Origin of the sequence: Escherichia sp. KTE159 (assembly GCF_000408805.1) — a bacterium.
GTDB lineage: Bacteria > Pseudomonadota > Gammaproteobacteria > Enterobacterales > Enterobacteriaceae > Escherichia > Escherichia marmotae.
In genome coordinates this window covers 129,145-155,362 of the sequence record NZ_KE137295.1, presented here as the reverse complement: position 1 = coordinate 155,362, position 26,218 = coordinate 129,145, and the positions used below count along the sequence as shown (strand labels likewise).

Annotated in this window: 24 protein-coding genes and 1 tRNA gene; 17 read left to right on the top strand and 8 right to left on the bottom strand. The window is 48.8% G+C overall.

Annotated elements, in window-relative coordinates:
* Positions 1-6: 6 nt before the first annotated feature.
* The 3 genes from frdD to blc all read left to right on the top strand — a co-directional run bounded on the left by frdD (position 7) and on the right by blc (position 2,184).
* Positions 7-366 carry a fumarate reductase subunit FrdD gene (frdD, locus tag A31E_RS02385; protein WP_000609664.1) on the top strand — a complete coding sequence of 120 codons (360 nt, stop codon included), beginning with the start codon at positions 7-9 and terminating at the stop codon, positions 364-366.
* A gap of 62 nt (positions 367-428) precedes the next feature.
* Positions 429-1,562 (top strand): BlaEC family class C beta-lactamase, encoded by a 1,134-nt coding sequence (locus A31E_RS02390; RefSeq protein ID WP_016249492.1) that lies wholly within the window; start codon positions 429-431, stop codon positions 1,560-1,562.
* An 88-nt stretch (positions 1,563-1,650) separates the two neighbouring features.
* Complete coding sequence (gene blc / locus A31E_RS02395) at positions 1,651-2,184, top strand: lipocalin Blc (RefSeq protein ID WP_001238372.1); 534 nt, start codon at positions 1,651-1,653, stop codon at positions 2,182-2,184.
* On the opposite strand, the gene sugE is transcribed toward blc, so the two are convergent.
* The 4 genes from sugE to efp all read right to left on the bottom strand — a co-directional run bounded on the left by sugE (position 2,181) and on the right by efp (position 3,675).
* Positions 2,181-2,498, bottom strand: a complete 318-nt coding sequence (gene sugE / locus A31E_RS02400; protein WP_000118465.1) for a quaternary ammonium compound efflux SMR transporter SugE — start codon at positions 2,496-2,498, stop codon at positions 2,181-2,183. The two genes, blc and sugE, sit on opposite strands and share 4 nt — an antisense overlap.
* A gap of 176 nt (positions 2,499-2,674) precedes the next feature.
* The gene (gene ecnB / locus A31E_RS02405; protein ID WP_000239596.1) at positions 2,675-2,821 is read right to left on the bottom strand and encodes a lipoprotein toxin entericidin B; all 147 of its coding nucleotides are present in this window, start codon (positions 2,819-2,821) and stop codon (positions 2,675-2,677) included.
* A gap of 111 nt (positions 2,822-2,932) precedes the next feature.
* Positions 2,933-3,058: a lipoprotein antitoxin entericidin A gene (gene ecnA / locus A31E_RS0123280; protein WP_000977753.1), complete on the bottom strand. Its 126-nt coding sequence runs from the start codon at positions 3,056-3,058 to the stop codon at positions 2,933-2,935.
* A 50-nt stretch (positions 3,059-3,108) separates the two neighbouring features.
* Positions 3,109-3,675 (bottom strand): elongation factor P, encoded by a 567-nt coding sequence (gene efp / locus A31E_RS02410; RefSeq protein ID WP_000257278.1) that lies wholly within the window; start codon positions 3,673-3,675, stop codon positions 3,109-3,111.
* Between the two features lie 41 nt (positions 3,676-3,716).
* Here efp and epmB point away from each other — a divergent pair, with 41 nt between their 5' ends.
* Positions 3,717-4,745 carry an EF-P beta-lysylation protein EpmB gene (epmB, locus tag A31E_RS02415; RefSeq protein WP_016249491.1) on the top strand — a complete coding sequence of 343 codons (1,029 nt, stop codon included), beginning with the start codon at positions 3,717-3,719 and terminating at the stop codon, positions 4,743-4,745.
* Positions 4,746-5,149: 404 nt separating this feature from the next.
* Entirely contained in the window at positions 5,150-6,019 is an 870-nt protein-coding gene (locus tag A31E_RS02420) for a YjeJ family protein (RefSeq protein ID WP_001008066.1), read from the top strand.
* A gap of 202 nt (positions 6,020-6,221) precedes the next feature.
* Here the strand turns inward: A31E_RS02420 and A31E_RS02425 are convergent, their stop codons facing one another.
* The 3 genes from A31E_RS02425 to A31E_RS02435 all read right to left on the bottom strand — a co-directional run bounded on the left by A31E_RS02425 (position 6,222) and on the right by A31E_RS02435 (position 8,696).
* Entirely contained in the window at positions 6,222-6,575 is a 354-nt protein-coding gene (locus A31E_RS02425; RefSeq protein WP_000558209.1) for a DUF4156 domain-containing protein, read from the bottom strand.
* A gap of 137 nt (positions 6,576-6,712) precedes the next feature.
* A complete protein-coding gene (gene groL / locus A31E_RS02430; protein ID WP_000729132.1) occupies positions 6,713-8,359 on the bottom strand; it encodes a chaperonin GroEL in 1,647 nt (548 codons plus the stop codon).
* Between the two features lie 43 nt (positions 8,360-8,402).
* The gene (locus tag A31E_RS02435) at positions 8,403-8,696 is read right to left on the bottom strand and encodes a co-chaperone GroES (protein ID WP_001026276.1); all 294 of its coding nucleotides are present in this window, start codon (positions 8,694-8,696) and stop codon (positions 8,403-8,405) included.
* A 275-nt stretch (positions 8,697-8,971) separates the two neighbouring features.
* Between A31E_RS02435 and yjeH the strand changes: the two genes are divergently transcribed.
* Entirely contained in the window at positions 8,972-10,228 is a 1,257-nt protein-coding gene (gene yjeH, locus A31E_RS02440) for an L-methionine/branched-chain amino acid transporter (protein WP_000015807.1), read from the top strand.
* A gap of 15 nt (positions 10,229-10,243) precedes the next feature.
* Here yjeH and A31E_RS02445 read toward each other — a convergent pair whose 3' ends face one another.
* The gene (locus A31E_RS02445; protein ID WP_001267441.1) at positions 10,244-10,720 is read right to left on the bottom strand and encodes an FxsA family protein; all 477 of its coding nucleotides are present in this window, start codon (positions 10,718-10,720) and stop codon (positions 10,244-10,246) included.
* A 336-nt stretch (positions 10,721-11,056) separates the two neighbouring features.
* Here A31E_RS02445 and aspA point away from each other — a divergent pair, with 336 nt between their 5' ends.
* The 11 genes from aspA (at position 11,057) to lysS (ending at position 26,168) form a co-directional block, all read left to right on the top strand.
* Positions 11,057-12,493, top strand: a complete 1,437-nt coding sequence (gene aspA, locus A31E_RS02450; RefSeq protein WP_001517611.1) for an aspartate ammonia-lyase — start codon at positions 11,057-11,059, stop codon at positions 12,491-12,493.
* Between the two features lie 117 nt (positions 12,494-12,610).
* The gene (dcuA, locus tag A31E_RS02455; RefSeq protein ID WP_000961962.1) at positions 12,611-13,912 is read left to right on the top strand and encodes an anaerobic C4-dicarboxylate transporter DcuA; all 1,302 of its coding nucleotides are present in this window, start codon (positions 12,611-12,613) and stop codon (positions 13,910-13,912) included.
* 115 nt (positions 13,913-14,027) lie between these two features.
* The gene (gene cutA, locus A31E_RS02460; protein WP_001517610.1) at positions 14,028-14,366 is read left to right on the top strand and encodes a divalent cation tolerance protein CutA; all 339 of its coding nucleotides are present in this window, start codon (positions 14,028-14,030) and stop codon (positions 14,364-14,366) included.
* Complete coding sequence (dsbD, locus tag A31E_RS02465) at positions 14,342-16,039, top strand: protein-disulfide reductase DsbD (protein WP_016249490.1); 1,698 nt, start codon at positions 14,342-14,344, stop codon at positions 16,037-16,039. The genes cutA and dsbD overlap by 25 nt, the downstream gene beginning before the upstream one ends.
* Positions 16,040-16,074: 35 nt before the next feature.
* Positions 16,075-16,650: a transcriptional regulator gene (locus tag A31E_RS02470; protein ID WP_001188522.1), complete on the top strand. Its 576-nt coding sequence runs from the start codon at positions 16,075-16,077 to the stop codon at positions 16,648-16,650.
* 106 nt (positions 16,651-16,756) lie between these two features.
* A tRNA-Phe gene (locus A31E_RS02475) sits at positions 16,757-16,832 on the top strand.
* 602 nt (positions 16,833-17,434) lie between these two features.
* Positions 17,435-18,973: a lysine decarboxylation/transport transcriptional activator CadC gene (cadC, locus tag A31E_RS02480; protein ID WP_001187163.1), complete on the top strand. Its 1,539-nt coding sequence runs from the start codon at positions 17,435-17,437 to the stop codon at positions 18,971-18,973.
* Positions 18,974-19,336: 363 nt separating this feature from the next.
* Positions 19,337-20,671: a cadaverine/lysine antiporter gene (gene cadB / locus A31E_RS02485; RefSeq protein ID WP_001517608.1), complete on the top strand. Its 1,335-nt coding sequence runs from the start codon at positions 19,337-19,339 to the stop codon at positions 20,669-20,671.
* A gap of 79 nt (positions 20,672-20,750) precedes the next feature.
* Positions 20,751-22,898 (top strand): lysine decarboxylase CadA, encoded by a 2,148-nt coding sequence (cadA, locus tag A31E_RS02490; RefSeq protein ID WP_001517607.1) that lies wholly within the window; start codon positions 20,751-20,753, stop codon positions 22,896-22,898.
* A 58-nt stretch (positions 22,899-22,956) separates the two neighbouring features.
* Positions 22,957-24,414: a dipeptide/tripeptide permease DtpC gene (gene dtpC / locus A31E_RS02495; RefSeq protein WP_001517606.1), complete on the top strand. Its 1,458-nt coding sequence runs from the start codon at positions 22,957-22,959 to the stop codon at positions 24,412-24,414.
* Positions 24,415-24,650: 236 nt separating this feature from the next.
* The gene (gene lysS, locus A31E_RS02500; RefSeq protein ID WP_016249489.1) at positions 24,651-26,168 is read left to right on the top strand and encodes a lysine--tRNA ligase; all 1,518 of its coding nucleotides are present in this window, start codon (positions 24,651-24,653) and stop codon (positions 26,166-26,168) included.
* Positions 26,169-26,218 lie beyond the last annotated feature (50 nt).

The window sequence follows — 26,218 nt, the reverse complement described above, 5'->3', positions numbered from 1 at the left end:
CCTGAGATGATTAATCCAAATCCAAAGCGTTCTGACGAACCGGTATTCTGGGGCCTTTTCGGGGCCGGTGGTATGTGGAGCGCAATCATTGCACCGGTAATGATCCTGCTGGTCGGCATTATGCTGCCGCTGGGACTGTTTCCGGGTGATGCTCTGAGCTACGAACGCGTTCTGGCGTTCGCGCAGAGCTTCATTGGTCGCGTATTCCTGTTCCTGATGATCGTTCTGCCGCTGTGGTGTGGTTTACACCGTATGCACCACGCGATGCACGATCTGAAAATCCACGTGCCTGCGGGCAAATGGGTTTTCTACGGTCTGGCTGCTATCCTGACAGTTGTCACGCTGATTGGTGTCGTTACAATCTAACGCATCGCCAATGTAAATCCGGCCCGCCTATGGCGGGCCGTTTTGTATGGGAACCAGACCTTATGCTCAAAATGACGCTCTGCGCCTTACTGATTACCGCCTCTTGCTCCGCACTTGCCGCCCCCCAACAGCTCAACGATATTGTGCATCGCACAATGACTCCGCTTATAGAACAACAAAAAATCCCGGGCATGGCCGTTGCAGTGATTTATCAGGGCAAACCTTATTACTTTACCTGGGGCTATGCGGACGTAGATAAAAAGCAGCCCGTCACGCAGCAAACGTTGTTTGAGTTAGGCTCGGTCAGCAAAACATTTACGGGCGTACTTGGTGGCGACACTATTGCTCGAGGGGAAATAAATCTAAGCGATCCCGTCACAAAATACTGGCCTGAACTTACCGCTAAACAGTGGAACGGGATCACGCTATTACATCTCGCAACCTACACCGCTGGCGGCCTGCCATTGCAAGTGCCGGATGACGTTAAATCCTCAAGCGACTTGCTGCGCTTCTATCAAAACTGGCAGCCTGACTGGACGCCAGGAACACAACGTCTGTATGCCAACTCCAGTATCGGTTTATTCGGCTCGCTAGCTGTGAAGCCGTCTGGTTTGAGCTTTGAACAGGCAATGGATACCCGTGTCTTCCAGCCACTCAAACTCACCCATACGTGGATTAATGTGCCGCCTGCAGAAGAAAAGAATTACGCCTGGGGATATCGCGAAGGTAAGGCGGTGCATGTTTCGCCAGGGGCGTTAGATGCTGAAGCTTACGGTGTGAAATCGACGATTGAAGACATGGCCCGCTGGCTACAAAGCAATATAGATCCTCGTAATATCAACGACAAAACACTTCAGCAAGGTATCCAACTGGCGCAATCTCGCTACTGGAAAATTGGCGATATGTATCAAGGCCTGGGCTGGGAAATGCTGGACTGGCCGGTAAATCCTGACAGCATCATTAATGGCAGCGACAATAAAATTGCACTGGCAGCACGACCAGTAAAAGCGATTACGCCCCCTGCTCCTGCTGTGCGCGCATCATGGGTACATAAAACAGGGGCGACCGGCGGATTTGGTAGCTATGTCGCATTTATCCCAGAAAAAGAGTTGGGTATTGTGATGCTGGCTAACAAAAACTATCCAAACCCGGTGAGAGTCGCCGCCGCCTGGCAGATCCTCAACGCTTTGCAATAACAACGAAGATGGCCCGAATTTACGGGCCTTTTCTCCGCTTTTCCTTGCTGTCATCTACACTTAGAAAAAAACCAGTAAGGAAACATCTATGCGCCTGCTCCCTCTTGTTGCCGCAGCGACAGCGGCATTTCTTGTCGTTGCCTGTAGTTCACCTACGCCGCCGCGTGGCGTGACCGTAGTGAATAATTTCGACGCTAAGCGCTATCTTGGCACCTGGTATGAGATTGCCCGTTTTGATCACCGCTTTGAACGCGGACTGGAGAAAGTCACCGCGACATATAGCCTGCGGGATGATGGTGGATTGAATGTCATCAACAAAGGCTATAATCCGGACAGGGAGATGTGGCAACAGAGCGAAGGGAAAGCGTACTTTACCGGAGATCCGCATCGCGCAGCGCTGAAAGTGTCATTCTTTGGCCCTTTCTATGGCGGCTATAACGTCATTGCGCTCGACCGGGAGTATCGCCACGCGCTGGTTTGCGGCCCGGATCGCGACTACCTGTGGATACTCTCCCGCACGCCAACTATTTCTAGCGAAGTTAAACAGGAGATGCTGGCGGTCGCAACCCGGGAAGGATTTGATGTCAGTAAGTTTATCTGGGTACAGCAACCCGGCAGTTAATGGGTGCTGAGTTTCAGACCAACTATCCCCAGTACGATTAACGCCAGACTCGCCAGGCGCATCGGACTAGCAGACTCACCGAGCAGCACAATACCGGTGATCGCCGCCCCGACTGCGCCAATCCCCGTCCAGACAGCATAAGCTGTACCTACCGGTAGCGATTTCATTGCCCAGGCGAGCAACGCCATACTGACAATCATCGCCGTCACGGTAATTACGCTTGGCGTCAGACGACTAAAACCGTGGGTGTATTTCAGGCCTACCGCCCAGACAACTTCCAGCAAACCAGCAATAAACAGGATAATCCAGGACATATAATACTCCGGAGAAATGGGGCCGTCCCCGGTGAAACGATGCGTTTGCGGGTCGTCCCGCAAAGCTGATAGTGAAAGAAGTATTTTGCCGATTTAAGAGGAAATTTCAACGGTTACAGCAGTGATTACCGCCAGGAAAAACAAACGGCACGACAAACCTGTCGTACCGTTATTGCTTATTGCTGCGCTTTCGTCGCTGCGCCAGAAATCGCGTTACCGCCATCAGAGATGTCTTCACCAACGCCACGCGTGGTGTTGCAGGCAGTTAATACTGTTGAAAGCACCAGAACAGAAAAGATCGCTGCAATTGTCTTCTTCACCATAATATCTTCCTTTTAGGTAATGTTATTTGTGTTTGCCTATAGCAAATTAATAATAGACAACATCACCAAAAATGACGGGAATCTGATGATTTTTCGGAAGTGAAGAGGAAATTAGCTGGCAGCGCGGGAAATGGAATTGCCGAGATGTTTGATATCTTCACCGAAACCGCGAGCGGTGTTACAGCCCGTGAGCAGCGTACTGGCAAGCAAAACAAGAAGGATAAGGCGTTTCATCATCTCTGACCTGAAAAGTGATGGTGCAGCCAGCAGGCCGCACCACAACCGTATTACTTCACGCGAGATACGTATTCACCAGAGCGGGTATCCACTTTGATAACTTCGCCAATCTGTACGAACAGCGGAACTTTAACCACAGCGCCAGTGGACAGGGTAGCTGGTTTGCCGCCAGTACCTGCGGTATCACCTTTCAGACCTGGATCGGTATCAACGATTTCCAGTTCAACGAAGTTCGGCGGAGTAACGGAAATCGGCTGGCCGTTCCACAGAGTCACGATGCACTCTGCCTGATCCAGCAGCCATTTCGCGTTGTCGCCAATTGCTTTTGCATCAGCAGACAGTTGTTCGAAGGTTTCGTTGTTCATGAAGTGCCAGAACTCACCATCGTTGTACAGGTAAGTCAGGTTCATATCGACAACATCAGCGCCTTCAGCGGAATCCGTAGATTTAAAGGTTTTTTCTACACGAGTACCGGTCAGCAGACGACGCAGTTTAACGCGAGCAAATGCCTGGCCTTTACCCGGCTTCACAAATTCACTTGCTTCAACCGCGTAAGGTTCGCCGTCCAACATGATTTTAAGACCAGCACGAAAATCGTTGCTATAGTACGTTGCCATAAGGCCCTCTGAAATTTGTTAATTGGTAGCTAAGCCACAAAATGGCGCATATTGTAACCCTAAACACCCCATCCAGAGAAGATTGGTTAGCGCAACTTGCCGATGTTGTGACCGATCCTGATGAACTTCTGCGTCTTTTGAATATAGACGCGGACGAAAAACTGTTGGCCGGACGCAGCGCCAAAAATCTGTTTGCCCTGCGCGTGCCCCGCTCATTTATCGATCGCATGGAAAAAGGCAATCCTGACGATCCACTTTTGCGTCAGGTACTTACCTCGCAAGATGAGTATATCACTGCACCCGGTTTTTCCACCGACCCGCTGGAAGAACAGCACAGCGTGGTGCCTGGTTTGTTGCATAAATACCACAACCGGGCATTACTGTTGGTGAAAGGTGGCTGTGCGGTAAATTGTCGCTATTGCTTCCGTCGCCACTTCCCGTATGCCGAAAATCAGGGCAACAAGCGTAACTGGCAGACTGCACTTGAGTATGTTGCCGCAAATCCAGAACTGGACGAGATCATTTTCTCCGGCGGCGATCCGCTGATGGCGAAAGATCGCGAACTGGACTGGTTGCTCACGCAACTGGAAGCCATCCCGCACATCAAACGTCTGCGTATTCACAGCCGTCTGCCGATTGTGATCCCGGCGCGCATCACTGAGGCGCTGGTTGAACGCTTTGCCCGTTCTACGCTGCAAATCCTGCTGGTGAATCACATCAACCATGCCAATGAAGTGGATGAAACATTCCGTCAGGCGATGGCTAAGTTAAAACGCGTGGGCGTCACCCTGCTTAACCAGAGTGTTCTGTTACGTGGCGTGAACGACAACGCGCAAACGCTGGCAAACCTGAGTAATGCGTTGTTTGACGCGGGCGTGATGCCCTATTACCTGCATGTGCTCGATAAAGTGCAGGGCGCGGCGCATTTCATGGTGAGCGATGATGAAGCACGGCAGATTATGCGTGAGTTGCTGACGCTGGTGTCGGGATATCTGGTGCCAAAACTGGCGCGTGAGATAGGCGGAGAACCCAGCAAAACACCGCTGGATTTGCAGCTACGTCAGCAATAACTGATTCAACAGGGAAGTTGAAGCTGATGATAAATGTGAAATTGCCTGATGTGCTGCGCTTATCAGGCCTACATGATGCATTGCAACTGATTGAATTTTCAATGAACTGTAGGCCTGATAAGGCGTTTACGTCGCATCCGGCAAGAGCAACGAACACGCGTACAGCGACCTGTCATTAAATAGGGAAGTTTAATCTTTTCCGTTGCATAACCATTAATTATTCATATGCTTTGCTATTTTTATTATTTATATAACTGATATCAATAATTAACCTTTCTTTTCTGTTTATATAGAGCGAGCGCCGCTATTTATGTTATTTTAACAACTATTACTACCAAGCCCATTTATCTGGCTTATAAATTAATATTATTTATTTTATTGAGAAATGGTTAGGGAGAACCTACATGGCCATAAGCATCAAGGGTGTTAACACTGGTGTTATTCGCAAGAGTAATAACTTCATTGCACTGGCACTGAAAATAAAAGAGCCTCGCAATAAAGAATCGTTGTTCTTCATGTCTGTGATGGAACTGCGCGACCTGCTGATAGCGCTGGAAAGCCGTCTGCATCAAAAGCATAAACTGGAGGCTGATCACCGTCTTCAGTATGAGCAAGCGCGCGATAAGGCCATGAAAAAGATGGCAGAAAATATTCCTCAAATTCAGATTGAAGAACTTAAAAATGCTGATATTAATCGCCGTGTAAATACACTGGAACTTACCGATAATCAGGGTGAAAATCTCACATTCCTATTAACTCTGCATGACGGCAGCAAATCTGAATTAGTTGTCAATGAACTGCAAATTGAAATGCTGGCGCGAGCAATCATTCACGCAATTAATAATGCGGAAATGCGTGAACTGGCATTACGTATTACATCGCTGTTAGATTTCCTGCCATTATATGACGTCGACTGCCAGGATAATGGTAATCTGGAATATGACACCTATTCACAGCCAGAATGGAAACAAAACTTGTTTAGCCATTATCTGGCGGTGCTTTATCGCTTTAAAGATGAAAGTGGCAAAGAACAATTTAGCGGTGCAGTGGTGAAAACACGTGAAGCGACAGCAAGTAAAGAAGTGGAGGCCATCACCCGCCGGATGCTTGATTTCAGCCCTCGACTGAAAAAGCTCGCTGGAGTGCCGTGTCAGGTCTACGTTCGCACCGTAGCGGCAAATAACGCCCAACCGCTGACCCAGGATCAATGCTTACGCGTACTGCATCACCTACGCGTTCAGTCCATCAGCAAAGCCGCGCCACAAGCGAAATAATCCCATCTTTGCTAATGCGAGGCTGGAGCCATCCAGCCTGAAATGACTGATAACGTGATCGTTGATCATGTCGGATGCGGCGTAAACGCCTTATCCGGCCTATAAATTCTCAAGCATTCAATCAGTTGCAATGCCTGATGTAGGCCTGATAAGCGAAGCGCATCAGGCAATTATACGTTTGTCACCCAGCCTCGGAATCACATCAGTTCGGGCACTTATAAACCTGGCCGATAATCTGGCTATCAGTCGGAACGAAGCTGGACAACATCCCCTGCGACGGGCTGCTAATACCATAAATCACGTTACCGCCCATTGCGGCAGCCTGATTGCGCAGATCGTTTGCCGCACCACGCATAGAACCGCCTTCTTCGCCGTGTTGTCCGGAAAGCCAGTTACTTTGCTTACCTGTCGCAGTACCAATAAGTTGGCACTCTGCGCCTGGTTGCTCGTCCACAATGCGAACACTCTGACCGGCAGCACTCAATTCGTTACTGGAGCTACAACCCGCCATCAGTAGCGCGGCACCGACAATCCCTGCTAAGTATTTTACGTGCATGTTATTCCCCATAATCAATGAGCTGGACGCCCCTCGCGTCGTCCGTGTTTGAATCTTATACTAGAAAGATGACTAAAAGAAAAACCCCCAGACATTTCTGCCTGAGGGTTTCTTTATTTCTGCGAGGTGCAGGGCAATTACATCATGCCGCCCATGCCACCCATGCCGCCCATACCGCCAGCAGCGCCTAAGTCAGCCGCATCGTTTTTCGGCAGGTCGGTAACCATGCACTCGGTGGTGATCATCAGGCCAGCCACAGAAGCTGCGTACTGCAGAGCAGAACGAGTTACTTTGGTTGGATCCAGGATACCCATGTCGATCATGTTGCCGTATTCTTCGGTTGCAGCGTTGTAGCCGTAGTTGCCGTCGCCAGCTTTAACAGTGTTAGCAACAACTGACGGCTCTTCACCGCAGTTCAGTACGATCTGACGCAGCGGAGCTTCCATTGCACGCAGTGCAACTTTGATACCCACGTTCTGCTCTTCGTTCTGACCACGCAGGTCAGCCAGTTTAGACGCTACGCGGATCAGCGCAACACCACCACCAGCAACCACGCCTTCTTCTACCGCAGCACGGGTCGCGTGCAGGGCGTCTTCAACGCGTGCTTTTTTCTCTTTCATTTCAACTTCGGTAGCAGCACCCACTTTGATAACTGCAACGCCGCCTGCCAGTTTCGCTACGCGCTCCTGCAGTTTTTCACGGTCGTAGTCAGAAGTTGCTTCTTCAATCTGCTGACGGATCTGAGCAACACGGCCCTGGATTGCAGCTTCTTCACCCACGCCATCGATGATGGTGGTGGTGTCTTTGTTGATCACAACACGTTTAGCCTGGCCCAGGTCTTCCAGGGTTGCTTTTTCCAGTTCCATACCAATCTCTTCAGAGATTACAGTACCACCGGTCAGAGTAGCGATATCCTGGAGCATTGCTTTACGACGATCGCCGAAGCCCGGTGCTTTAACCGCAGCCACTTTCACGATGCCGCGCATGGTGTTAACAACCAGAGTTGCCAGAGCTTCGCCTTCAACATCTTCAGCGATGATCAGCAGCGGTTTGCCTGCTTTTGCAACAGCTTCCAGAACTGGCAGCATTTCGCGGATGTTGGAGATTTTCTTGTCAGCCAGCAGGATGAACGGGCTTTCCAGTTCTACTGCGCCAGTTTCCGGCTTGTTGATGAAGTAAGGAGACAGGTAGCCACGGTCGAACTGCATACCTTCAACCACGTCCAGTTCGTCCTGCAGACCAGTACCGTCCTCAACGGTGATAACGCCTTCTTTACCGACTTTGTCCATCGCTTCAGCGATCAGTTTACCTACGGTTTCGTCGGAGTTAGCGGAGATAGTACCAACCTGAGCAATAGCTTTAGAGTCAGAGCACGGTACAGACAGCGCTTTCAGTTCTTCAACTGCAGCGGTAACAGCTTTGTCGATACCACGCTTCAGGTCCATCGGGTTCATGCCCGCAGCAACAGCTTTCAGACCTTCAGTGATGATGGCCTGAGCCAGTACGGTTGCGGTGGTAGTACCGTCGCCTGCAGTGTCATTCGCTTTAGAGGCAACTTCTTTCACCATCTGCGCACCCATATTTTCGAACTTGTCTTCCAGTTCGATTTCACGAGCAACGGAAACACCATCTTTGGTGATGGTCGGTGCACCGAAAGATTTATCCAGAACTACGTTACGGCCTTTCGGACCGAGGGTAACTTTCACTGCATCTGCCAGTACGTTTACGCCGCGCAGCATTTTCACACGAGCGTCGTTACCGAATTTTACGTCTTTAGCTGCCATTATCTTTATTCCTTAAATTCGTATGTTCAGTGTCGTGCGCGGATTACGCTTCAACAATTGCCAGAATGTCGCTTTCGGACATGATCAACACTTCTTCATTGTCGATCTTCTCAGATTTCACACCGTAGCCATCGTTGAAAATAACGATGTCGCCAACTTTCACGTCCAGCGGCTTCACTTCGCCATTTTCAAGGATACGGCCATTGCCTACAGCCAGCACTTCGCCACGGGTAGATTTAGCCGCTGCAGAGCCGGTCAGAACGATGCCGCCAGCAGATTTAGTTTCAACTTCTTTACGCTTGACGATCACGCGATCATGCAATGGACGAATATTCATTGATAACTCTCCTTTGAGAAAGTCCGTATCTGTTATGGGTGACGCCGGACCTTACGTGGTTTCCCGGCTGGTGACCAGAGAAATGGGGATGAGGCCTCTCCCCTTCAAGGGGGAAAATGAAAAAAAATTCTGATCAGCACAAAATCGGGTAAAAATCCTGATTCACCTCACGTTTCATCGCAATTTCGACATCGTCGTCATAAGCGAATCTGATTGTGCTACCATCAAAAACCTGCGCAGTTGCCCAAAATTTGGGCGCAATCGGACATCAACCCATGAGTGGACTCAAACAAGAACTGGGGCTGGCCCAGGGCATCGGCCTGTTATCGACTTCATTGTTAGGCACCGGCGTGTTTGCCGTTCCTGCCTTAGCCGCCCTGGTGGCAGGCAATAATAGCCTGTGGGCCTGGCCTGTTCTGATAATCTTAGTTTTCCCGATTGCGATCGTGTTTGCGATTCTGGGTCGCCACTACCCCAGCGCGGGCGGTGTGGCGCATTTTGTCGGCATGGCGTTCGGTTCGCGGCTTGAGCGAGTCACAGGCTGGTTATTTTTATCAGTTATTCCCGTTGGCTTGCCCGCTGCGCTGCAAATTGCCGCCGGATTCGGCCAGGCGATGTTTGGCTGGCATGGCTGGCAACTGTTGATGGCTGAACTCGGTACGCTGGCGCTGGTGTGGTATATCGGTACTCGCGGTGCCAGTTCCAGTGCGAATCTACAAACGGTTATTGCCGGACTTATCGTCGCGCTGATTGTCGCCGTCTGGTGGGCGGCCGATATTAAACCTGCGAATATCCCCTTCCCTGCGCCAGGTGATATCGAACTTTCCGGGCTATTTGCTGCGTTATCGGTAATGTTCTGGTGCTTTGTCGGTCTGGAGGCGTTTGCTCACCTTGCCTCAGAATTTAAAAATCCGGAGCGTGATTTCCCCCGCGCTCTGATGATTGGTCTGGTGCTGGCAGGTTTAGTCTACTGGGGGTGTACGGTTGTCGTCTTACACTTCGACGCCTACGGTGAAAAAATGGCGGCGGCAGCATCGCTTCCGGAAATTGTGGTGCAACTGTTCGGTGTAGGGGCGCTGTGGATTGCCTGCGTGATTGGCTATCTGGCCTGCTTTGCCAGCCTCAATATTTATATACAGAGTTTCGCCCGCCTGGTCTGGTCGCAGGCGCAAGATAAACCCAACCACTACCTGGCGCGCCTCTCTTCTCGCCATATCCCGAACAATGCCCTCAATGCAGTGCTCGGCTGTTGCGTGGTGAGCACGTTGGTGATTCACACTTTAGAGATCAATCTGGACGCACTCATCATTTATGCCAACGGCATCTTTATTATGATCTATCTGCTGTGCATGCTGGCTGGCTGTAAATTATTGAAGGGACGTTATCGGCTACTGGCGGTGATTGGCGGACTGCTATGCATCCTGTTGCTGGCGATGGTCGGCTGGAAAAGCGTGTATGCATTGATCATGCTGGCGGGGCTGTGGTTGTTCCTGCCGAAACGAAAAACGCCGGAAAATGGCATAACCACATAATCCGGCGTTTCAACATTAATCCTGACGATCGTCTTTATGATCAAGGCGATCGCGGTTGTCATCCTTACGCTGATATTCACCATCAAAAGTATTGCCGCCACCGGCTCCGGCACTAAATCCACCGCCCGGCATACGGGAAAAACGCAAATGCGGCATCAACTTCACGGTCAGATGTTTCTGCACTGGTGGCAATAAAAGAAGAAGACCGAGGAAATCGGTGAAAAAGCCCGGTAATAAAAGCAGCAAACCGGCAATGATCAACGAAACACTTTTAATCATTTCCGCCGCCGGATTTTCTCCCGCCGCCATTTTTTGTTGCATCAGCACAAAATTCTTAAATCCCTGGTTACGTACCAGCGACATACCAATAACTGACGTGAATATAACCAACACAAGAGTGAGTAATACCCCCAATACGTGGGCAACCTGAATAAAGATTGAAATCTCAATATAGACATAAAGGAAAATGGCAATAAAAGGTAACCAGCGCAAAGGTTTCTCCTGTAATAGCAACCGGTTAAATCCGGCCGCCTGAATGGTTTGCGAATCGCGTTCAGCTTATATTGTGGTCATTAGCAAAATTTCAAGACGTTTGCGCAACTATTTTTGGTAGTAATCCCAAAGCGGTGATCTATTTCACAAATTAATAATTAAGGGGTAAAAACCGACACTTAAAGTGATCCAGATTACGGTAGAAATCCTCAAGCAACATATGATCCCGAGTATTCGACTGATGCAGGGGATAATCGTCGGTCGAAAAACATTCGAAACCACATATATTCTGTGTGTTTAAAGCAAATCATTGGCAGCTTGAAAAAGAAGGTTCACATGTCAAACAACATTCGTATCGAAGAAGATCTGTTGGGTACCAGGGAAGTTCCAGCTGATGCCTACTATGGTGTTCACACTCTGAGAGCGATTGAAAACTTCTATATCAGCAACAACAAAATCAGCGATATTCCTGAATTTGTTCGCGGTATGGTAATGGTTAAAAAAGCCGCAGCTATGGCAAACAAAGAGCTGCAAACCATTCCTAAAAGTGTAGCGAATGCAATCATTGCTGCATGTGATGAAGTCCTGAATAACGGAAAATGCATGGATCAGTTCCCGGTAGACGTCTACCAGGGCGGCGCAGGTACTTCCGTAAACATGAACACCAACGAAGTGCTGGCCAATATCGGTCTGGAACTGATGGGACACCAGAAAGGTGAATATCAGTACCTGAATCCGAACGACCATGTTAACAAATGTCAGTCCACCAACGACGCCTACCCGACCGGTTTCCGCATCGCAGTTTACTCTTCCCTGATTAAACTGGTAGATGCTATTAACCAACTGCGCGAAGGTTTTGAGCGTAAAGCTGTCGAATTCCAGGACATCCTGAAAATGGGTCGCACCCAACTGCAGGACGCAGTACCAATGACCCTTGGTCAGGAATTCCGCGCTTTCAGCATCCTGCTGAAAGAGGAAGTGAAAAACATCCAACGTACCTCTGAACTGCTGCTGGAAGTTAACCTTGGCGCAACTGCCATCGGTACTGGCCTGAACACGCCGAAAGAGTACTCTCCGCTGGCAGTGAAAAAACTGGCTGAAGTCACTGGCTTCCCATGCGTTCCGGCTGAAGACCTCATCGAAGCGACCTCTGACTGCGGCGCTTACGTTATGGTTCACGGCGCGCTGAAACGCCTGGCTGTGAAGATGTCCAAAATCTGTAACGACCTGCGCTTGCTCTCTTCTGGCCCACGTGCCGGCCTGAATGAGATCAACCTGCCGGAACTGCAGGCAGGCTCTTCTATCATGCCAGCAAAAGTAAACCCGGTAGTTCCGGAAGTAGTTAACCAGGTATGCTTCAAAGTCATCGGTAACGACACCACTGTTACCATGGCAGCAGAAGCAGGTCAGCTTCAGTTGAACGTTATGGAGCCGGTCATTGGCCAGGCGATGTTTGAATCCGTTCACATTCTGACCAATGCTTGCTACAACCTGCTGGAAAAATGCATTAACGGCATCACTGCTAACAAAGAAGTGTGCGAAGGTTACGTTTACAACTCTATCGGTATCGTCACTTACCTGAACCCGTTCATCGGTCACCACAACGGTGACATCGTGGGTAAAATCTGTGCCGAAACAGGTAAGAGCGTGCGCGAAGTCGTTCTGGAGCGCGGTCTGTTGACTGAAGCGGAACTAGACGATATTTTCTCCGTACAGAACCTGATGCATCCGGCTTACAAAGCAAAACGCTATACTGATGAAAGCGAACAGTAATCGTACAGGGTAGTACAAATAAAAGAGGCACGTCAGATGGCGTGCCTTTTTTCTTGTGAGCAGTAACTTAAAAACAACAACCTGATATCAACTTGTTAAAAAACAAGGAAGGCTAATATGCTAGTTGTAGAACTCATCATCGTTTTGCTGGCGATCTTTTTGGGCGCCAGATTAGGGGGAATTGGTATTGGTTTTGCAGGTGGATTGGGAGTGCTGGTTCTTGCCGCTATCGGCGTCAAGCCTGGTAACATTCCGTTCGATGTAATTTCCATTATCATGGCGGTTATCGCTGCTATTTCTGCCATGCAGGTTGCTGGCGGTCTGGACTATCTGGTTCACCAGACAGAAAAGCTGCTGCGCCGTAACCCGAAATACATCACGATCCTCGCACCGATCGTGACCTATTTCCTGACCATCTTTGCGGGCACTGGCAACATCTCTCTGGCAACGCTGCCAGTTATCGCTGAAGTAGCGAAGGAACAAGGCGTTAAACCTTGCCGTCCACTGTCTACTGCGGTAGTTTCCGCGCAGATTGCGATCACCGCATCGCCAATCTCTGCGGCAGTGGTTTACATGTCTTCCGTAATGGAAGGTCATGGCATCAGCTACCTCCATTTGCTCTCCGTAGTCATCCCGTCCACCTTGCTGGCGGTTCTGGTGATGTCCTTCCTGGTCACCATGCTGTTCAACTCCAGGCTGTCTGACGATCCGATTTATCGCAAGCGTCTGGAAGAAGGTTTAGTTGAACTGCGCGGTGAGAAGCAGATTGAAATCAAACAAGGCGCGAAAGCGTCCGTCTGGCTGTTCCTGCTGGGCGTAGTCGGCGTGGTTATCTATGCGATCATCAACAGCCCGAGCATGGGTCTGGTTGAGAAACCGCTGATGAACACCACTAACGCCATCCTGATTATCATGCTGAGTGTTGCAACCCTGACCACTATTCTTTGCAAAGTGGATACCGACAACATCCTCAACTCCAGCACCTTCAAAGCAGGTATGAGCGCCTGTATTTGTATCCTGGGTGTTGCATGGCTGGGCGATACTTTCGTTTCCAACAACATCGACTGGATCAAAGATACCGCTGGTGAAGTGATTCAGGGTCATCCGTGGCTGCTGGCTGTCATCTTCTTCTTTGCTTCTGCTCTGCTGTACTCTCAGGCTGCAACCGCAAAAGCACTGATGCCGATGGCTCTGGCGCTGAACGTTTCTCCGCTGACCGCTGTTGCTTCTTTCGCAGCCGTGTCTGGCCTGTTCATTCTGCCGACCTACCCGACGCTGGTTGCTGCGGTACAGATGGATGACACGGGTACAACTCGTATCGGTAAATTCGTCTTCAACCATCCGTTCTTCATCCCGGGTACTCTGGGTGTTGCCCTGGCCGTTTGCTTCGGCTTCCTGCTGGGCAGTGTGATGCTGTAATAACAAATCGCGGGGCGTTCACGCCCCGCTTTCTTTCCCACCGACTAACATCCTTCCCTCGTCCGTTGTATAGTGACCTCTCTCTTGCGGTTCCATCTGTTCTAGCGAGGTGTTTATGCTTGATGAAAAAAGTTCGAATACCGCGTCTGTCGTGGTGCTGTGTACCGCGCCGGATGAAGCGACAGCCCAGGATCTGGCTGCCAAAGCGCTGGCAGAAAAACTGGCGGCCTGCGCAACCCTGATCCCCGGTGCAACCTCTCTCTATTACTGGGAGGGTAAGCTGGAACAGGAATATGAAGTACAGATGATCTTAAAAACCGATAAAGCTCACCAGCAGGCACTGCTGGAATGCCTGAAGGCTCATCATCCTTATCAAACACCTGAACTTCTGGTTTTACCTGTTACACATGGAGACACAGATTACCTCTCATGGCTCAACGCATCTTTACGCTGATCCTGCTATTTTGCAGCACTTCCGTTTTTGCCGGATTATTCGACGCGCCTGGACGTTCCCAATTTGTCCCCGCGGATCAAGCCTTTGCTTTTGATTTTCAGCAAAACCAGCATGACCTTAATCTGAGCTGGCAGATCAAAGACGGTTATTACCTCTACCGTAAACAGATCCGTATTACGCCTGAACAGGCTAAGATTGCCGACGTGCAACTGCCGTCAGGTGTCTGGCATGAAGATGAGTTTTACGGCAAAAGCGAGATTTACCGTGGGCGGCTGACGCTTCCCGTTACCATCAATCAGGCGGGTGCTGGTGCGACGTTGACGATTACTTACCAGGGATGCGCCGACGCCGGTTTCTGTTATCCGCCAGAAACTAAAATAGTGCCGTTAAGCGAAGTGCTCACCAACAACGCGGCGCCACAACCTGCGCCAGTTCCGCAGCAAGAGCAACCCGCCGCGCAACTGCCCTTTTCTGCACTCTGGGCGCTGTTGATCGGTATCGGCATCGCCTTCACACCATGCGTGCTGCCGATGTACCCGCTGATTTCCGGCATCGTACTGGGCGGTAAACAGCGGCTATCCACCGCCAGAGCATTGCTGCTGACCTTTATTTATGTTCAGGGGATGGCGCTGACTTACACGGCACTGGGTCTGGTGGTTGCCGCCGCGGGATTACAGTTCCAGGCGGCGCTACAGCATCCTTACGTGCTTATCGGCCTCGCTATCGTCTTTACCTTGCTGGCGATGTCGATGTTTGGCTTGTTTACCCTGCAACTTCCCTCTTCCCTACAAACACGCCTCACGCTGATGAGTAATCGCCAGCAAGGCGGCTCGCCTGGCGGTGTGTTTGTTATGGGCGCAATTGCCGGATTGATCTGTTCACCATGCACTACCGCGCCACTTAGCGCGATTCTGCTGTATATCGCCCAAAGCGGGAACATGTGGCTGGGCGGCGGTACACTTTATCTCTATGCGCTGGGCATGGGACTACCGCTGATACTCATTACTGTCTTCGGCAACCGTCTGCTGCCGAAAAGCGGTCCGTGGATGGAACAGGTCAAAACCGCGTTTGGTTTTGTAATCCTGGCGCTGCCGGTCTTCCTGCTGGAGCGGGTGATTGGCGATGCCTGGGGATTACGCTTGTGGTCGGCGCTTGGCGTCGCGTTCTTTGGCTGGGCGTTTGTCTCCAGCTTACAAGCCAAACGCGGCTGGATGCGCATGGTACAAATTATCCTGCTGGCAGCCGCGCTGGTAAGCGTGCGCCCACTCCAGGATTGGGCGTTTGGCGCGACGAGCACGGCACAATCTCAGGCCCATCTCAACTTTAAAAAAATCAAAACAGTAGATGAGTTAAATCAGGCGCTCGTTGCAGCCAAAGGCAAACCGGTAATGCTAGATCTCTATGCCGACTGGTGCGTCGCCTGTAAAGAGTTCGAAAAATACACCTTCAGTGACCCGCAGGTGCAAAAAGCGTTAGCAGACACGGTATTACTTCAGGCCAACGTCACTGCCAACGACGCACAAGATGTGGCGCTGTTAAAACATCTAAATGTCCTTGGCCTACCGACGATTCTGTTTTTTGACGGACAAGGTCAGGAGCATCCACAAGCACGAGTCACGGGCTTTATGGATGCAGAAACCTTCAGCGCACATTTGCGCGATCGCCAACCGTGAACGACACTTCAGTGGGAAAGACGGAGGAAAATAGCGTGCAACGTGAAGATGTACTGGGAGAAGCCCTGAAATTATTAGAGTTACAAGGGATTGCTAACACTACGCTGGAGATGGTTGCTGAACGAGTGGATTATCCGTTGGAAGCGCTCCAGCGTTTCTGGCCAGACAAAGAGGCCATCCTCTACGATGCGCTGCGCTATCTTAGCCAACAGATAGATGTCTGGCGTCGTCAACTGATGCTGGATGAAACGCAATCTGCTGAACAAAAGCTGCTGGCGCGTTATCAGGCATTATCAGAATGCGTTAAAAACAACCGCTATCCGGGCTGTCTGTTTATCGCTGCCTGCACGTTTTATCCCGATCCCGACCACCCTATCCATCAACTGGCCGATCAGCAAAAAAGCGCGGCGTATGATTTCACCCACGAACTGTTAACCACCCTGGAAGTTGACGACCCGGCAATGGTGGCAAAGCAGATGGAACTGGTGCTGGAAGGGTGTTTAAGTCGCATGCTGGTGAATCGCAGCCAGGCGGATGTCGACACCGCACACCGACTGGCGGAAGATATCCTGCGCTTCGCCCGCTGCCGTCAGGGCGGGGCACTGACCTGACAGAAATACAGAAAACAAGCGATTTGCCGCAAACTTAAGCAATTGAATCGTTTTTACTGAAATTAGGTTGACGAGATGTGCAGATTACGGTTTAATGCGCCCCGTTGCCCGGATAGCTCAGTCGGTAGAGCAGGGGATTGAAAATCCCCGTGTCCTTGGTTCGATTCCGAGTCCGGGCACCAAATTCATATAAACGGATCTCCACGGAGGTCCGTTTTTCGTTTCAGGACGCCACAATTTAAGCGTTCTGCCTCCAAATCAATTCTGCCGAACTCAACCCGATTCTCCCCCACATCACCAGCATTTTGCGGGTATATCCCGGTTCGAGAAAATTTGTCCCTAAGCTATAGCACTGACTGACGCGAAATGTCGCGCGGCCTCGTAATGCTGTTGAACGTCAAATGACGTCATCAGGAGCGTAATGCATCCATAAACAGAACGCCGACTGATGAGATTCTGAATGCGAACAAAGAAAAATGTATCAGTCCGTTTGCTCATGCAAAGACTAACAATCCATTAAAATAGTAAGCGCTTCGGGCCATTTTCCGGGAATTATTTTCTGAACATTTTTCTTTGGCAAAGATGATGAATTTTGATGGTAAGGCAAATTACTTCTGGTTCTCATTAAAGTTCTTTCGTAAGGCTATGTAATCAAGAAGTTTATGGCTGGTAAGAATAACGTATTCTATTCACCAATAATATGTAAAGACATTCATCAATAGATGGTAAAAATAGGTTATGGCAATTATCATTGGGCCAGTCCCTTTTCGAGTGAGTTTCTATTATGCAACAACCTGTAGTTCGCGTTGGCGAATGGCTTGTTACTCCGTCCATAAACCAAATAAGTCGCAACGGGCGTCAACTAACCCTGGAGCCACGATTAATCGATCTTCTGGTTTTCTTTGCTCAACATAGTGGTGAAGTACTTAGTAGAGATGAACTTATCGATAATGTGTGGAAGAGGAGTATCGTCACCAATCACGTTGTAACGCAGAGTATCTCAGAACTGCGTAAGTCATTAAAAGATAATGATGAAGATAGTCCTGTCTATATCGCTACTGTACCGAAGCGCGGTTATAAATTAATGGTTCCGGTTATATGGTGCAGCGAAGAGGAAGGGGAGGAAATGATGTTATCTTCGTCTCCTCCTATACCAGAGGCGACTCCTGACACAGATCCCCCCATCCACAGTCCAGATATCCAATACCCCCCAAAGCCACCTGAACATCCCCCAGTTAGATGCAAACGATTAACTGCCTTTTGGGTATGGTTTTTTTTCCTGTTGTCGTTAGGTATCTGTGTCGTACTCGTGGCATTCTCCAGCCTGGAAACGCGTCTTCCTTTGAGTAAATCGCGTATTTTGCTCAATCCACGCGATATTGACATTAATATGGTGAATAACAGTTGTAACAATTGGACTTCTCCGTATCAGCGCTCTTACGCGATAGGTGTGGGCGATTTGGTGGCTACGTCACTTAATACCTTCTCCACCTTTATGGTGCATGACAAAATTAACTACAACATTGATGAACCGAGCAGCTCTGGTAAAACGTTATCTATTGCATTTGTTAATCAACGCCAATACCGCGCTCAGCAGTGCTTTATGTCGGTGAAATTGGTAGACAATGCAGATGGTTCAACCATGCTGGATAAACGTTATGTCATCACTAACGGTAACCAGTTGGCAATTCAAAATGATTTACTTGAGAGTTTATCAAAGGCATTGAATCAACCGTGGCCACAACGAATGCAGGAGATGTTCCAACAAATATTGCCTCATCGAGGTGCTTTATTAACTAATTTTTATCAAGCGCATGATTATTTAATGCATGGTGATGAAAAATCATTGAACCGTGCCAGTGAATTATTAGGTGAGATTATTGAATCATCTCCTGAATTTATCTATGCGAGAGCAGAAAAAGCATTAGTTGATATAGTACGTCATTCTCAGCACCCTTTAGATGAAAAACAATTAGCAGCACTGAATACAGAAATTGATAACATTGCTACAATGCCGGGCATGAATAATCTAGCCATTTTCTATCAAATAAAAGCTGTCAGCGCCCTGGAAAATGGAAAAATAGAGGAGTCGTATCAGGCGATAAATACTGGAATTGATCTTGAAATGTCCTGGCTAAACTATGTGTTGCTTGGCAAAGTTTACGAAATGAAGGGGATGAACCGTGAAGCTGCTGATGCATATCTCACAGCCTTTAATTTACGTCCTGGTACAAACACCCTTTACTGGATTGAAAATGGTATATTCCAGACTTCTGTTCCTTATGTTGTTCCTTATCTCGACAAATTTCTCGCTTCAGAATAAGTGACTCCCGCGTTGATTCATGCACGGGAATACTGGATGTTGAATTTTTGTGTGTTTTTATTGGTATAATATGTTGCGGCATTTTATTTGTCGCATAATTTTTATTACATAATTTTAACCACAAACCTGAACATAACCCATTGTAAACATTAAATGTTTATCTTTTCATGATATCAACTTGCGATTCTTATCTGTTAATGGAGAGCTCAAATCCTCACTTACATAAACTTTTGTATTATTTCACCTAATCTTTAGGATTAATCTTTTTTTTTGAGTAATCTTGTCGCCAGTTTGGTCTGGTCAGTAAATAGTTACGCATCATGACCCGGACTCCAAATTCAAAAATGAAATTAGGAGAAGAGCATGAGTTCTGCCAAGAAGATCGGGCTATTTGCCTGTACCGGTGTTGTTGCCGGTAATATGATGGGGAGCGGTATTGCATTATTACCTGCGAACCTTGCAAGTATCGGTGGTATTGCTATCTGGGGTTGGATTATCTCTATTATTGGTGCAATGTCGTTGGCTTATGTATATGCCCGACTGGCAACAAAAAACCCGCAACAAGGTGGCCCAATTGCTTATGCCGGAGAAATTTCTCCTGCATTTGGTTTTCAGACAGGTGTTCTTTATTACCATGCTAACTGGATTGGTAACCTGGCGATTGGTATTACCGCTGTATCTTATCTTTCCACCTTCTTCCCGGTATTAAATGATCCTGTCCCGGCGGGTATCGCCTGTATTGCTATCGTCTGGATATTTACCTTTGTAAATATGCTCGGCGGTACTTGGGTAAGCCGTTTAACCACTATTGGTCTGGTGCTGGTTCTTATTCCTGTAGTTATGACTGCTATTGTTGGCTGGCATTGGTTTGATGCTGCAACTTATGCAGCTAACTGGAACACTGCTAATACCACTGATGGCCATGCGATCATTAAAAGTATTCTGCTCTGCCTGTGGGCCTTTGTGGGTGTGGAATCCGCAGCGGTAAGTACGGGTATGGTTAAAAACCCGAAACGTACCGTTCCACTGGCAACCATGCTGGGCACTGGTTTAGCAGGTATTGTTTATATTGCTGCAACTCAAGTGCTTTCCGGTATGTATCCGTCTTCTGTAATGGCAGCTTCCGGTGCTCCGTTTGCAATCAGTGCTTCTACTATCCTGGGTAACTGGGCTGCGCCGCTGGTTTCTGCATTCACCGCCTTTGCATGCCTGACGTCTCTGGGTTCCTGGATGATGCTGGTAGGCCAGGCAGGTGTGCGTGCCGCTAACGACGGTAACTTCCCGAAAGTTTATGGCGAAGTCGACAGCAACGGTATTCCGAAAAAAGGTCTGCTGCTGGCTGCTGTGAAAATGACTGCCCTGATGATCCTGATCACCCTGATGAACTCTGCCGGTGGTAAAGCATCTGACCTGTTTGGTGAACTGACCGGTATCGCAGTACTGCTGACTATGCTGCCGTACTTCTACTCTTGCGTTGACCTGATTCGTTTTGAAGGCGTTAACATCCGCAACTTTGTCAGCCTGATCTGCTCTGTACTGGGTTGCGTGTTCTGCTTCATTGCTCTGATGGGTGCAAGCTCCTTCGAGCTGGCAGGAACCTTCATCGTCAGCCTGATTATCCTGATGTTCTACGCTCGCAAAATGCACGAGCGCCAGAGCCACTCAATGGATAACCACACTGCATCTAACGCACATTAATTAAAAGTATTTTCCGAGGCTCCTCCTTTCATTTTGTCCCATGTGTTGGGAGGGGCCTTCTTTACCTGGAGATATGACTATGAACGTTATTGCAATATTGAATCACATGGGGGTTTATTTTAAAGAAGAACCCATCCGTGAACTTCATCGCGCGCTTGAACGTCTGAACTTCCAGATTGTTTACCCGAACGACCGTGACGACTTATTAAAATTGATCGAAAACAATGCGCGTCTGTGCGGTGTTATTTTTGACTGGGATAAATATAATCTCGAGCTGTGCGAAGAAATTAGCAAAATGAACGAGAACCTGCCGTTGTACGCGTTCGCTAATACGTATTCCACTCTCGATGTAAGCCTGAACGATCTGCGTTTACAGATTAGCTTCTTTGAATATGCGCTGGGTGCTGCTGATGATATTGCTAACAAGATCAAGCAGACCACTGACGAATATATCAACACTATTCTGCCTCCGCTGACCAAAGCACTGTTTAAATATGTTCGTGAAGGTAAATATACTTTCTGTACTCCTGGTCACATGGGCGGTACTGCATTCCAGAAAAGCCCGGTAGGTAGCCTGTTCTATGATTTCTTTGGTCCGAACACCATGAAATCTGATATTTCCATTTCAGTATCTGAACTGGGTTCTCTGCTGGATCACAGCGGTCCACACAAAGAAGCAGAACAGTATATCGCCCGCGTATTTAACGCAGACCGCAGCTACATGGTGACTAACGGTACTTCCACTGCCAACAAAATTGTCGGTATGTACTCGGCTCCGGCAGGCAGCACCATTCTGATTGACCGTAACTGCCACAAATCGCTGACCCATCTGATGATGATGAGCGATGTTACACCAATCTATTTCCGCCCGACCCGTAACGCTTACGGTATTCTTGGTGGTATCCCACAGAGTGAATTCCAGCACGCTACCATTGCTAAGCGCGTTAAAGAAACACCAAACGCAACCTGGCCGGTACATGCCGTAATTACTAACTCTACCTATGATGGTCTGCTGTACAACACCGACTTCATCAAGAAAACACTGGATGTAAAATCCATCCACTTTGACTCCGCATGGGTGCCTTACACCAACTTCTCTCCAATTTACGAAGGTAAATGTGGTATGAGCGGTGGCCGTGTAGAAGGGAAAGTGATTTATGAAACCCAGTCCACTCACAAACTGCTGGCGGCATTCTCTCAGGCTTCCATGATCCACGTTAAAGGTGATGTAAACGAAGAAACCTTTAACGAAGCCTACATGATGCACACCACCACCTCTCCGCACTACGGTATCGTGGCCTCCACTGAAACCGCTGCGGCGATGATGAAAGGTAATGCCGGTAAGCGTCTGATCAACGGTTCCATTGAACGTGCGATCAAGTTCCGTAAAGAGATCAAACGCCTGAGAACGGAATCTGATGGCTGGTTCTTTGATGTATGGCAGCCGGATCATATCGATACCACTGAATGTTGGCCGCTGCGTTCTGACAGCACCTGGCACGGCTTCAAAAACATCGATAATGAACACATGTATCTTGACCCGATCAAAGTCACCCTGCTGACTCCGGGGATGGAAAAAGACGGCACCATGAGCGAGTTCGGTATTCCGGCCAGCATCGTGGCGAAATACCTCGACGAACATGGCATCGTTGTTGAGAAGACCGGTCCGTATAACCTGCTGTTCCTGTTCAGCATCGGTATCGATAAGACCAAAGCACTGAGCCTGCTGCGTGCTCTGACTGACTTCAAACGTGCGTTCGACCTGAACCTGCGTGTGAAAAACATGCTGCCGTCTCTGTATCGTGAAGATCCTGAATTCTATGAAAACATGCGTATTCAGGAACTGGCGCAGAATATCCACAAACTGATTGTTCACCACAATCTGCCGGATCTGATGTATCGCGCATTTGAAGTTCTGCCGACGATGGTAATGACTCCGTATGCTGCGTTCCAGAAAGAGCTGCACGGTATGACCGAAGAAGTTTACCTCGACGAAATGGTAGGTCGTATTAACGCCAATATGATCCTTCCGTATCCGCCGGGAGTTCCTCTGGTAATGCCGGGTGAAATGATCACCGAAGAAAGCCGTCCGGTTCTGGAGTTCCTGCAGATGCTGTGTGAAATCGGCGCTCACTATCCGGGCTTTGAAACCGACATTCACGGTGCATACCGTCAGGCTGATGGCCGCTATACCGTTAAGGTATTGAAAGAAGAAAACAAAAAATAATTAGCTCGTACAAGGGAAGTGGCTTGCCACTTCCCTTTTTTGCTCATAAGGAGAACACATGAAAACACCCTCACAGCCGCGCGCGATATACTATATCGTGGCGATCCAGATCTGGGAGTACTTCAGTTTTTACGGCATGCGTGCCTTACTCATTCTCTATCTCACCCATCAGCTTGGTTTTGATGATAACCATGCCATCAGCCTGTTCAGCGCATATGCATCTCTGGTTTATGTTACCCCTATTCTCGGCGGCTGGCTTGCCGACCGCCTGCTCGGCAACCGCACTGCAGTAATTGCCGGCGCGCTGTTAATGACCCTTGGCCATGTGGTACTGGGCATTGATACAAATTCAACCTTTAGCCTGTATCTGGCGCTGGCAATCATTATTTGTGGTTACGGTTTATTCAAATCAAACATTAGCTGTTTACTTGGCGAGCTCTATGACGCGGACGATCATCGACGTGATGGTGGTTTTTCGCTGCTATATGCCGCGGGCAATATCGGTTCTATCGCCGCCCCCATCGCCTGTGGCCTGGCTGCACAGTGGTATGGTTGGCATGTTGGCTTTGCCCTTGCGGGCGGCGGCATGTTTATCGGTTTGTTGATATTCCTGAGTGGTCATCGTCATTTCCAATCCACGCGAGGTATGGATAAAAAAGCGCTCACTCGCGTGAAGTTTGCCTTGCCGGTATGGAGTTGGTTGGTGGTGATGCTCTGTTTAGCCCCGGTATTTTTTACCCTATTGCTGGAAAACGACTGGTCCGGATATTTGCTGGCGATCGTTTGCCTTATTGCTGCACAAATCATTGCCCGCATGATGATCAAATTCCCCGAACACCGCCGTGCTCTTTGGCAAATTGTATTGTTGATGTTTGTCGGGACGTTGTTCTGGGTACTGGCACAACAGGGCGGCAGTACCATCAGCTTGTTTATCGATCGCTTTGTGAATCGTCAGGCATTCAATATTGAAGTACCTACTGCGCTATTCCAGTCGGTGAATGCAATTGCGGTGATGCTCGCTGGGGTTGTACTTGCCTGGCTGGCGTCGCCAGAAAGCCGCGGCAACTCAACATTGCGCGTCTGGCTGAAGTTTGCCTTTGGCTTACTGCTGATGGCTTGTGGCTTTATGTTGCTGGCATTTGATGCCCGACATGCAGCGGCTGGCGGTCAAGCGTCAATGGGCGTGATGATATCCGGGTTGGCGCTAATGGGCTTTGCCGAACTCTTTATTGATCCGGTGGCAATTGCGCAAATCACGCGCCTGAAAATGTCTGGCGTATTAACCGGTATTTATATGCTGGCAACAGGCGCGGTCGCCAACTGGCTGGCAGGCGTAGTGGCACAACAGACGACAGAGTCGCAAATTAGCGGTATGGCAATTGCAGCTTACCAGCGATTCTTTTCCCAGATGGGAGAGTGGACGTTGGCTTGTGTCGCGATCATCGTGGTATTGGCCTTTGCTACCCGATTTCTGTTTAGCACGCCGACCAATATGATACAGGAAAGCAACGATTAACTGCCGTGAAAACAATTGGTTACGAATCAATTGACTTTTAGTTAATCACACTAGCAAATCAAGATTAATAAGATATTTAAACTATTTTTATGATTATTTATTAGTGATATCAACTTGAGGTGAGCGTTGGTTTCGATAAGATAAACTGAGTTATTAATAGTCGAGGCAGATAATACAGTGTACCGATCTGTCTCTTTATCTACGCTAAATTGAAAGCTGGATTTAGAGGAACCAAAATGTCTGAACAAGAAACACGGGGAGCCAATGAGGCTATTGATTTTAATGATGAACTGAGAAATCGTCGCGAAAAACTGGCAGCACTGCGTCAGCAAGGTGTGGCGTTTCCCAATGATTTTCGCCGCGACCATACCTCTGACCAGTTGCACGAGGAATTTGATGCGAAGGATAACCAGGAACTGGAATCCTTAAACATTGAAGTCTCGGTTGCTGGCCGAATGATGACCCGTCGCATCATGGGGAAAGCCTCCTTTGTAACGTTGCAGGATGTAGGTGGCCGTATTCAACTGTACGTTGCGCGAGATAACCTGCCAGAAGGTGTTTATAACGACCAGTTTAAAAAATGGGATTTGGGTGACATTATCGGCGCACGCGGTACGCTGTTTAAGACACAAACTGGCGAGCTTTCCATTCACTGTACTGAGTTACGCCTGCTGACTAAGGCACTGCGTCCCTTGCCAGATAAATTTCATGGCTTACAGGACCAGGAAGTCCGTTATCGTCAACGTTATCTGGACCTGATCGCTAACGATAAATCCCGTCAAACTTTTGTTGTTCGTTCAAAAATTCTGGCCGCTATCCGCCAGTTCATGGTCGCTCGTGGGTTTATGGAAGTAGAAACCCCGATGATGCAGGTAATTCCAGGTGGGGCATCTGCTCGCCCGTTTATTACCCATCACAATGCTCTTGATTTGGATATGTACCTGCGTATTGCGCCAGAGTTGTATCTGAAACGCCTGGTTGTAGGTGGTTTTGAACGAGTATTCGAAATCAACCGTAACTTCCGTAATGAAGGTATTTCTGTTCGTCATAATCCTGAGTTCACGATGATGGAGCTCTACATGGCGTATGCGGATTACCACGATTTGATTGAACTGACGGAGTCACTGTTCCGCACCCTGGCACAAGAGGTACTGGGTACAACTAAAGTCACTTATGGTGAGCATGTGTTTGATTTTGGCAAACCGTTTGAAAAACTCACCATGCGCGAAGCAATCAAAAAATATCGTCCAGAAACCGATATGGCAGACCTGGATAATTTTGATGCCGCTAAAGCATTAGCCGAATCTATCGGTATTACGGTAGAGAAAAGCTGGGGGCTGGGACGTATTGTCACCGAAATCTTTGATGAAGTGGCAGAAGCACATCTGATTCAGCCAACCTTTATTACTGAGTATCCGGCGGAAGTGTCGCCGCTGGCGCGCCGTAATGATGTTAACCCGGAAATCACCGACCGTTTTGAATTCTTCATCGGTGGTCGTGAAATCGGTAATGGTTTTAGCGAATTAAACGACGCAGAAGATCAGGCAGAACGTTTCCAGGAGCAGGTTAACGCTAAAGCTGCAGGTGACGACGAAGCCATGTTCTACGATGAAGATTACGTTACTGCGCTGGAATATGGTCTGCCGCCAACCGCTGGTTTAGGTATTGGTATCGACCGAATGATTATGCTGTTTACTAACAGTCATACTATCCGCGACGTTATTCTCTTCCCGGCTATGCGCCCACAGAAATAAGTTTTACTTTAATGAACGAAGCAGCCTGATGACTGCTTCGTTCGTCGTTC

What these genes read in the sequence shown, in the direction of transcription:
- A31E_RS02425 (WP_000558209.1), bottom strand. Translation starts at nt 6,575, where the DNA reads ATGCACGTAAAATACTTAGCAGGGATTGTCGGTGCCGCGCTACTGATG.
- ecnA (WP_000977753.1), bottom strand. Translation starts at nt 3,058, where the DNA reads ATGATGAAACGCCTTATCCTTCTTGTTTTGCTTGCCAGTACGCTGCTC.
- lysS (WP_016249489.1), top strand. Translation starts at nt 24,651, where the DNA reads ATGTCTGAACAAGAAACACGGGGAGCCAATGAGGCTATTGATTTTAAT.
- dtpC (WP_001517606.1), top strand. Translation starts at nt 22,957, where the DNA reads ATGAAAACACCCTCACAGCCGCGCGCGATATACTATATCGTGGCGATC.
- cadA (WP_001517607.1), top strand. Translation starts at nt 20,751, where the DNA reads ATGAACGTTATTGCAATATTGAATCACATGGGGGTTTATTTTAAAGAA.
- A31E_RS02435 (WP_001026276.1), bottom strand. Translation starts at nt 8,696, where the DNA reads ATGAATATTCGTCCATTGCATGATCGCGTGATCGTCAAGCGTAAAGAA.
- yjeH (WP_000015807.1), top strand. Translation starts at nt 8,972, where the DNA reads ATGAGTGGACTCAAACAAGAACTGGGGCTGGCCCAGGGCATCGGCCTG.
- aspA (WP_001517611.1), top strand. Translation starts at nt 11,057, where the DNA reads ATGTCAAACAACATTCGTATCGAAGAAGATCTGTTGGGTACCAGGGAA.
- ecnB (WP_000239596.1), bottom strand. Translation starts at nt 2,821, where the DNA reads ATGGTGAAGAAGACAATTGCAGCGATCTTTTCTGTTCTGGTGCTTTCA.
- blc (WP_001238372.1), top strand. Translation starts at nt 1,651, where the DNA reads ATGCGCCTGCTCCCTCTTGTTGCCGCAGCGACAGCGGCATTTCTTGTC.
- dcuA (WP_000961962.1), top strand. Translation starts at nt 12,611, where the DNA reads ATGCTAGTTGTAGAACTCATCATCGTTTTGCTGGCGATCTTTTTGGGC.
- cadC (WP_001187163.1), top strand. Translation starts at nt 17,435, where the DNA reads ATGCAACAACCTGTAGTTCGCGTTGGCGAATGGCTTGTTACTCCGTCC.
- efp (WP_000257278.1), bottom strand. Translation starts at nt 3,675, where the DNA reads ATGGCAACGTACTATAGCAACGATTTTCGTGCTGGTCTTAAAATCATG.
- dsbD (WP_016249490.1), top strand. Translation starts at nt 14,342, where the DNA reads ATGGCTCAACGCATCTTTACGCTGATCCTGCTATTTTGCAGCACTTCC.
- cutA (WP_001517610.1), top strand. Translation starts at nt 14,028, where the DNA reads ATGCTTGATGAAAAAAGTTCGAATACCGCGTCTGTCGTGGTGCTGTGT.
- groL (WP_000729132.1), bottom strand. Translation starts at nt 8,359, where the DNA reads ATGGCAGCTAAAGACGTAAAATTCGGTAACGACGCTCGTGTGAAAATG.
- A31E_RS02390 (WP_016249492.1), top strand. Translation starts at nt 429, where the DNA reads ATGCTCAAAATGACGCTCTGCGCCTTACTGATTACCGCCTCTTGCTCC.
- epmB (WP_016249491.1), top strand. Translation starts at nt 3,717, where the DNA reads ATGGCGCATATTGTAACCCTAAACACCCCATCCAGAGAAGATTGGTTA.
- sugE (WP_000118465.1), bottom strand. Translation starts at nt 2,498, where the DNA reads ATGTCCTGGATTATCCTGTTTATTGCTGGTTTGCTGGAAGTTGTCTGG.
- A31E_RS02420 (WP_001008066.1), top strand. Translation starts at nt 5,150, where the DNA reads ATGGCCATAAGCATCAAGGGTGTTAACACTGGTGTTATTCGCAAGAGT.
- cadB (WP_001517608.1), top strand. Translation starts at nt 19,337, where the DNA reads ATGAGTTCTGCCAAGAAGATCGGGCTATTTGCCTGTACCGGTGTTGTT.
- frdD (WP_000609664.1), top strand. Translation starts at nt 7, where the DNA reads ATGATTAATCCAAATCCAAAGCGTTCTGACGAACCGGTATTCTGGGGC.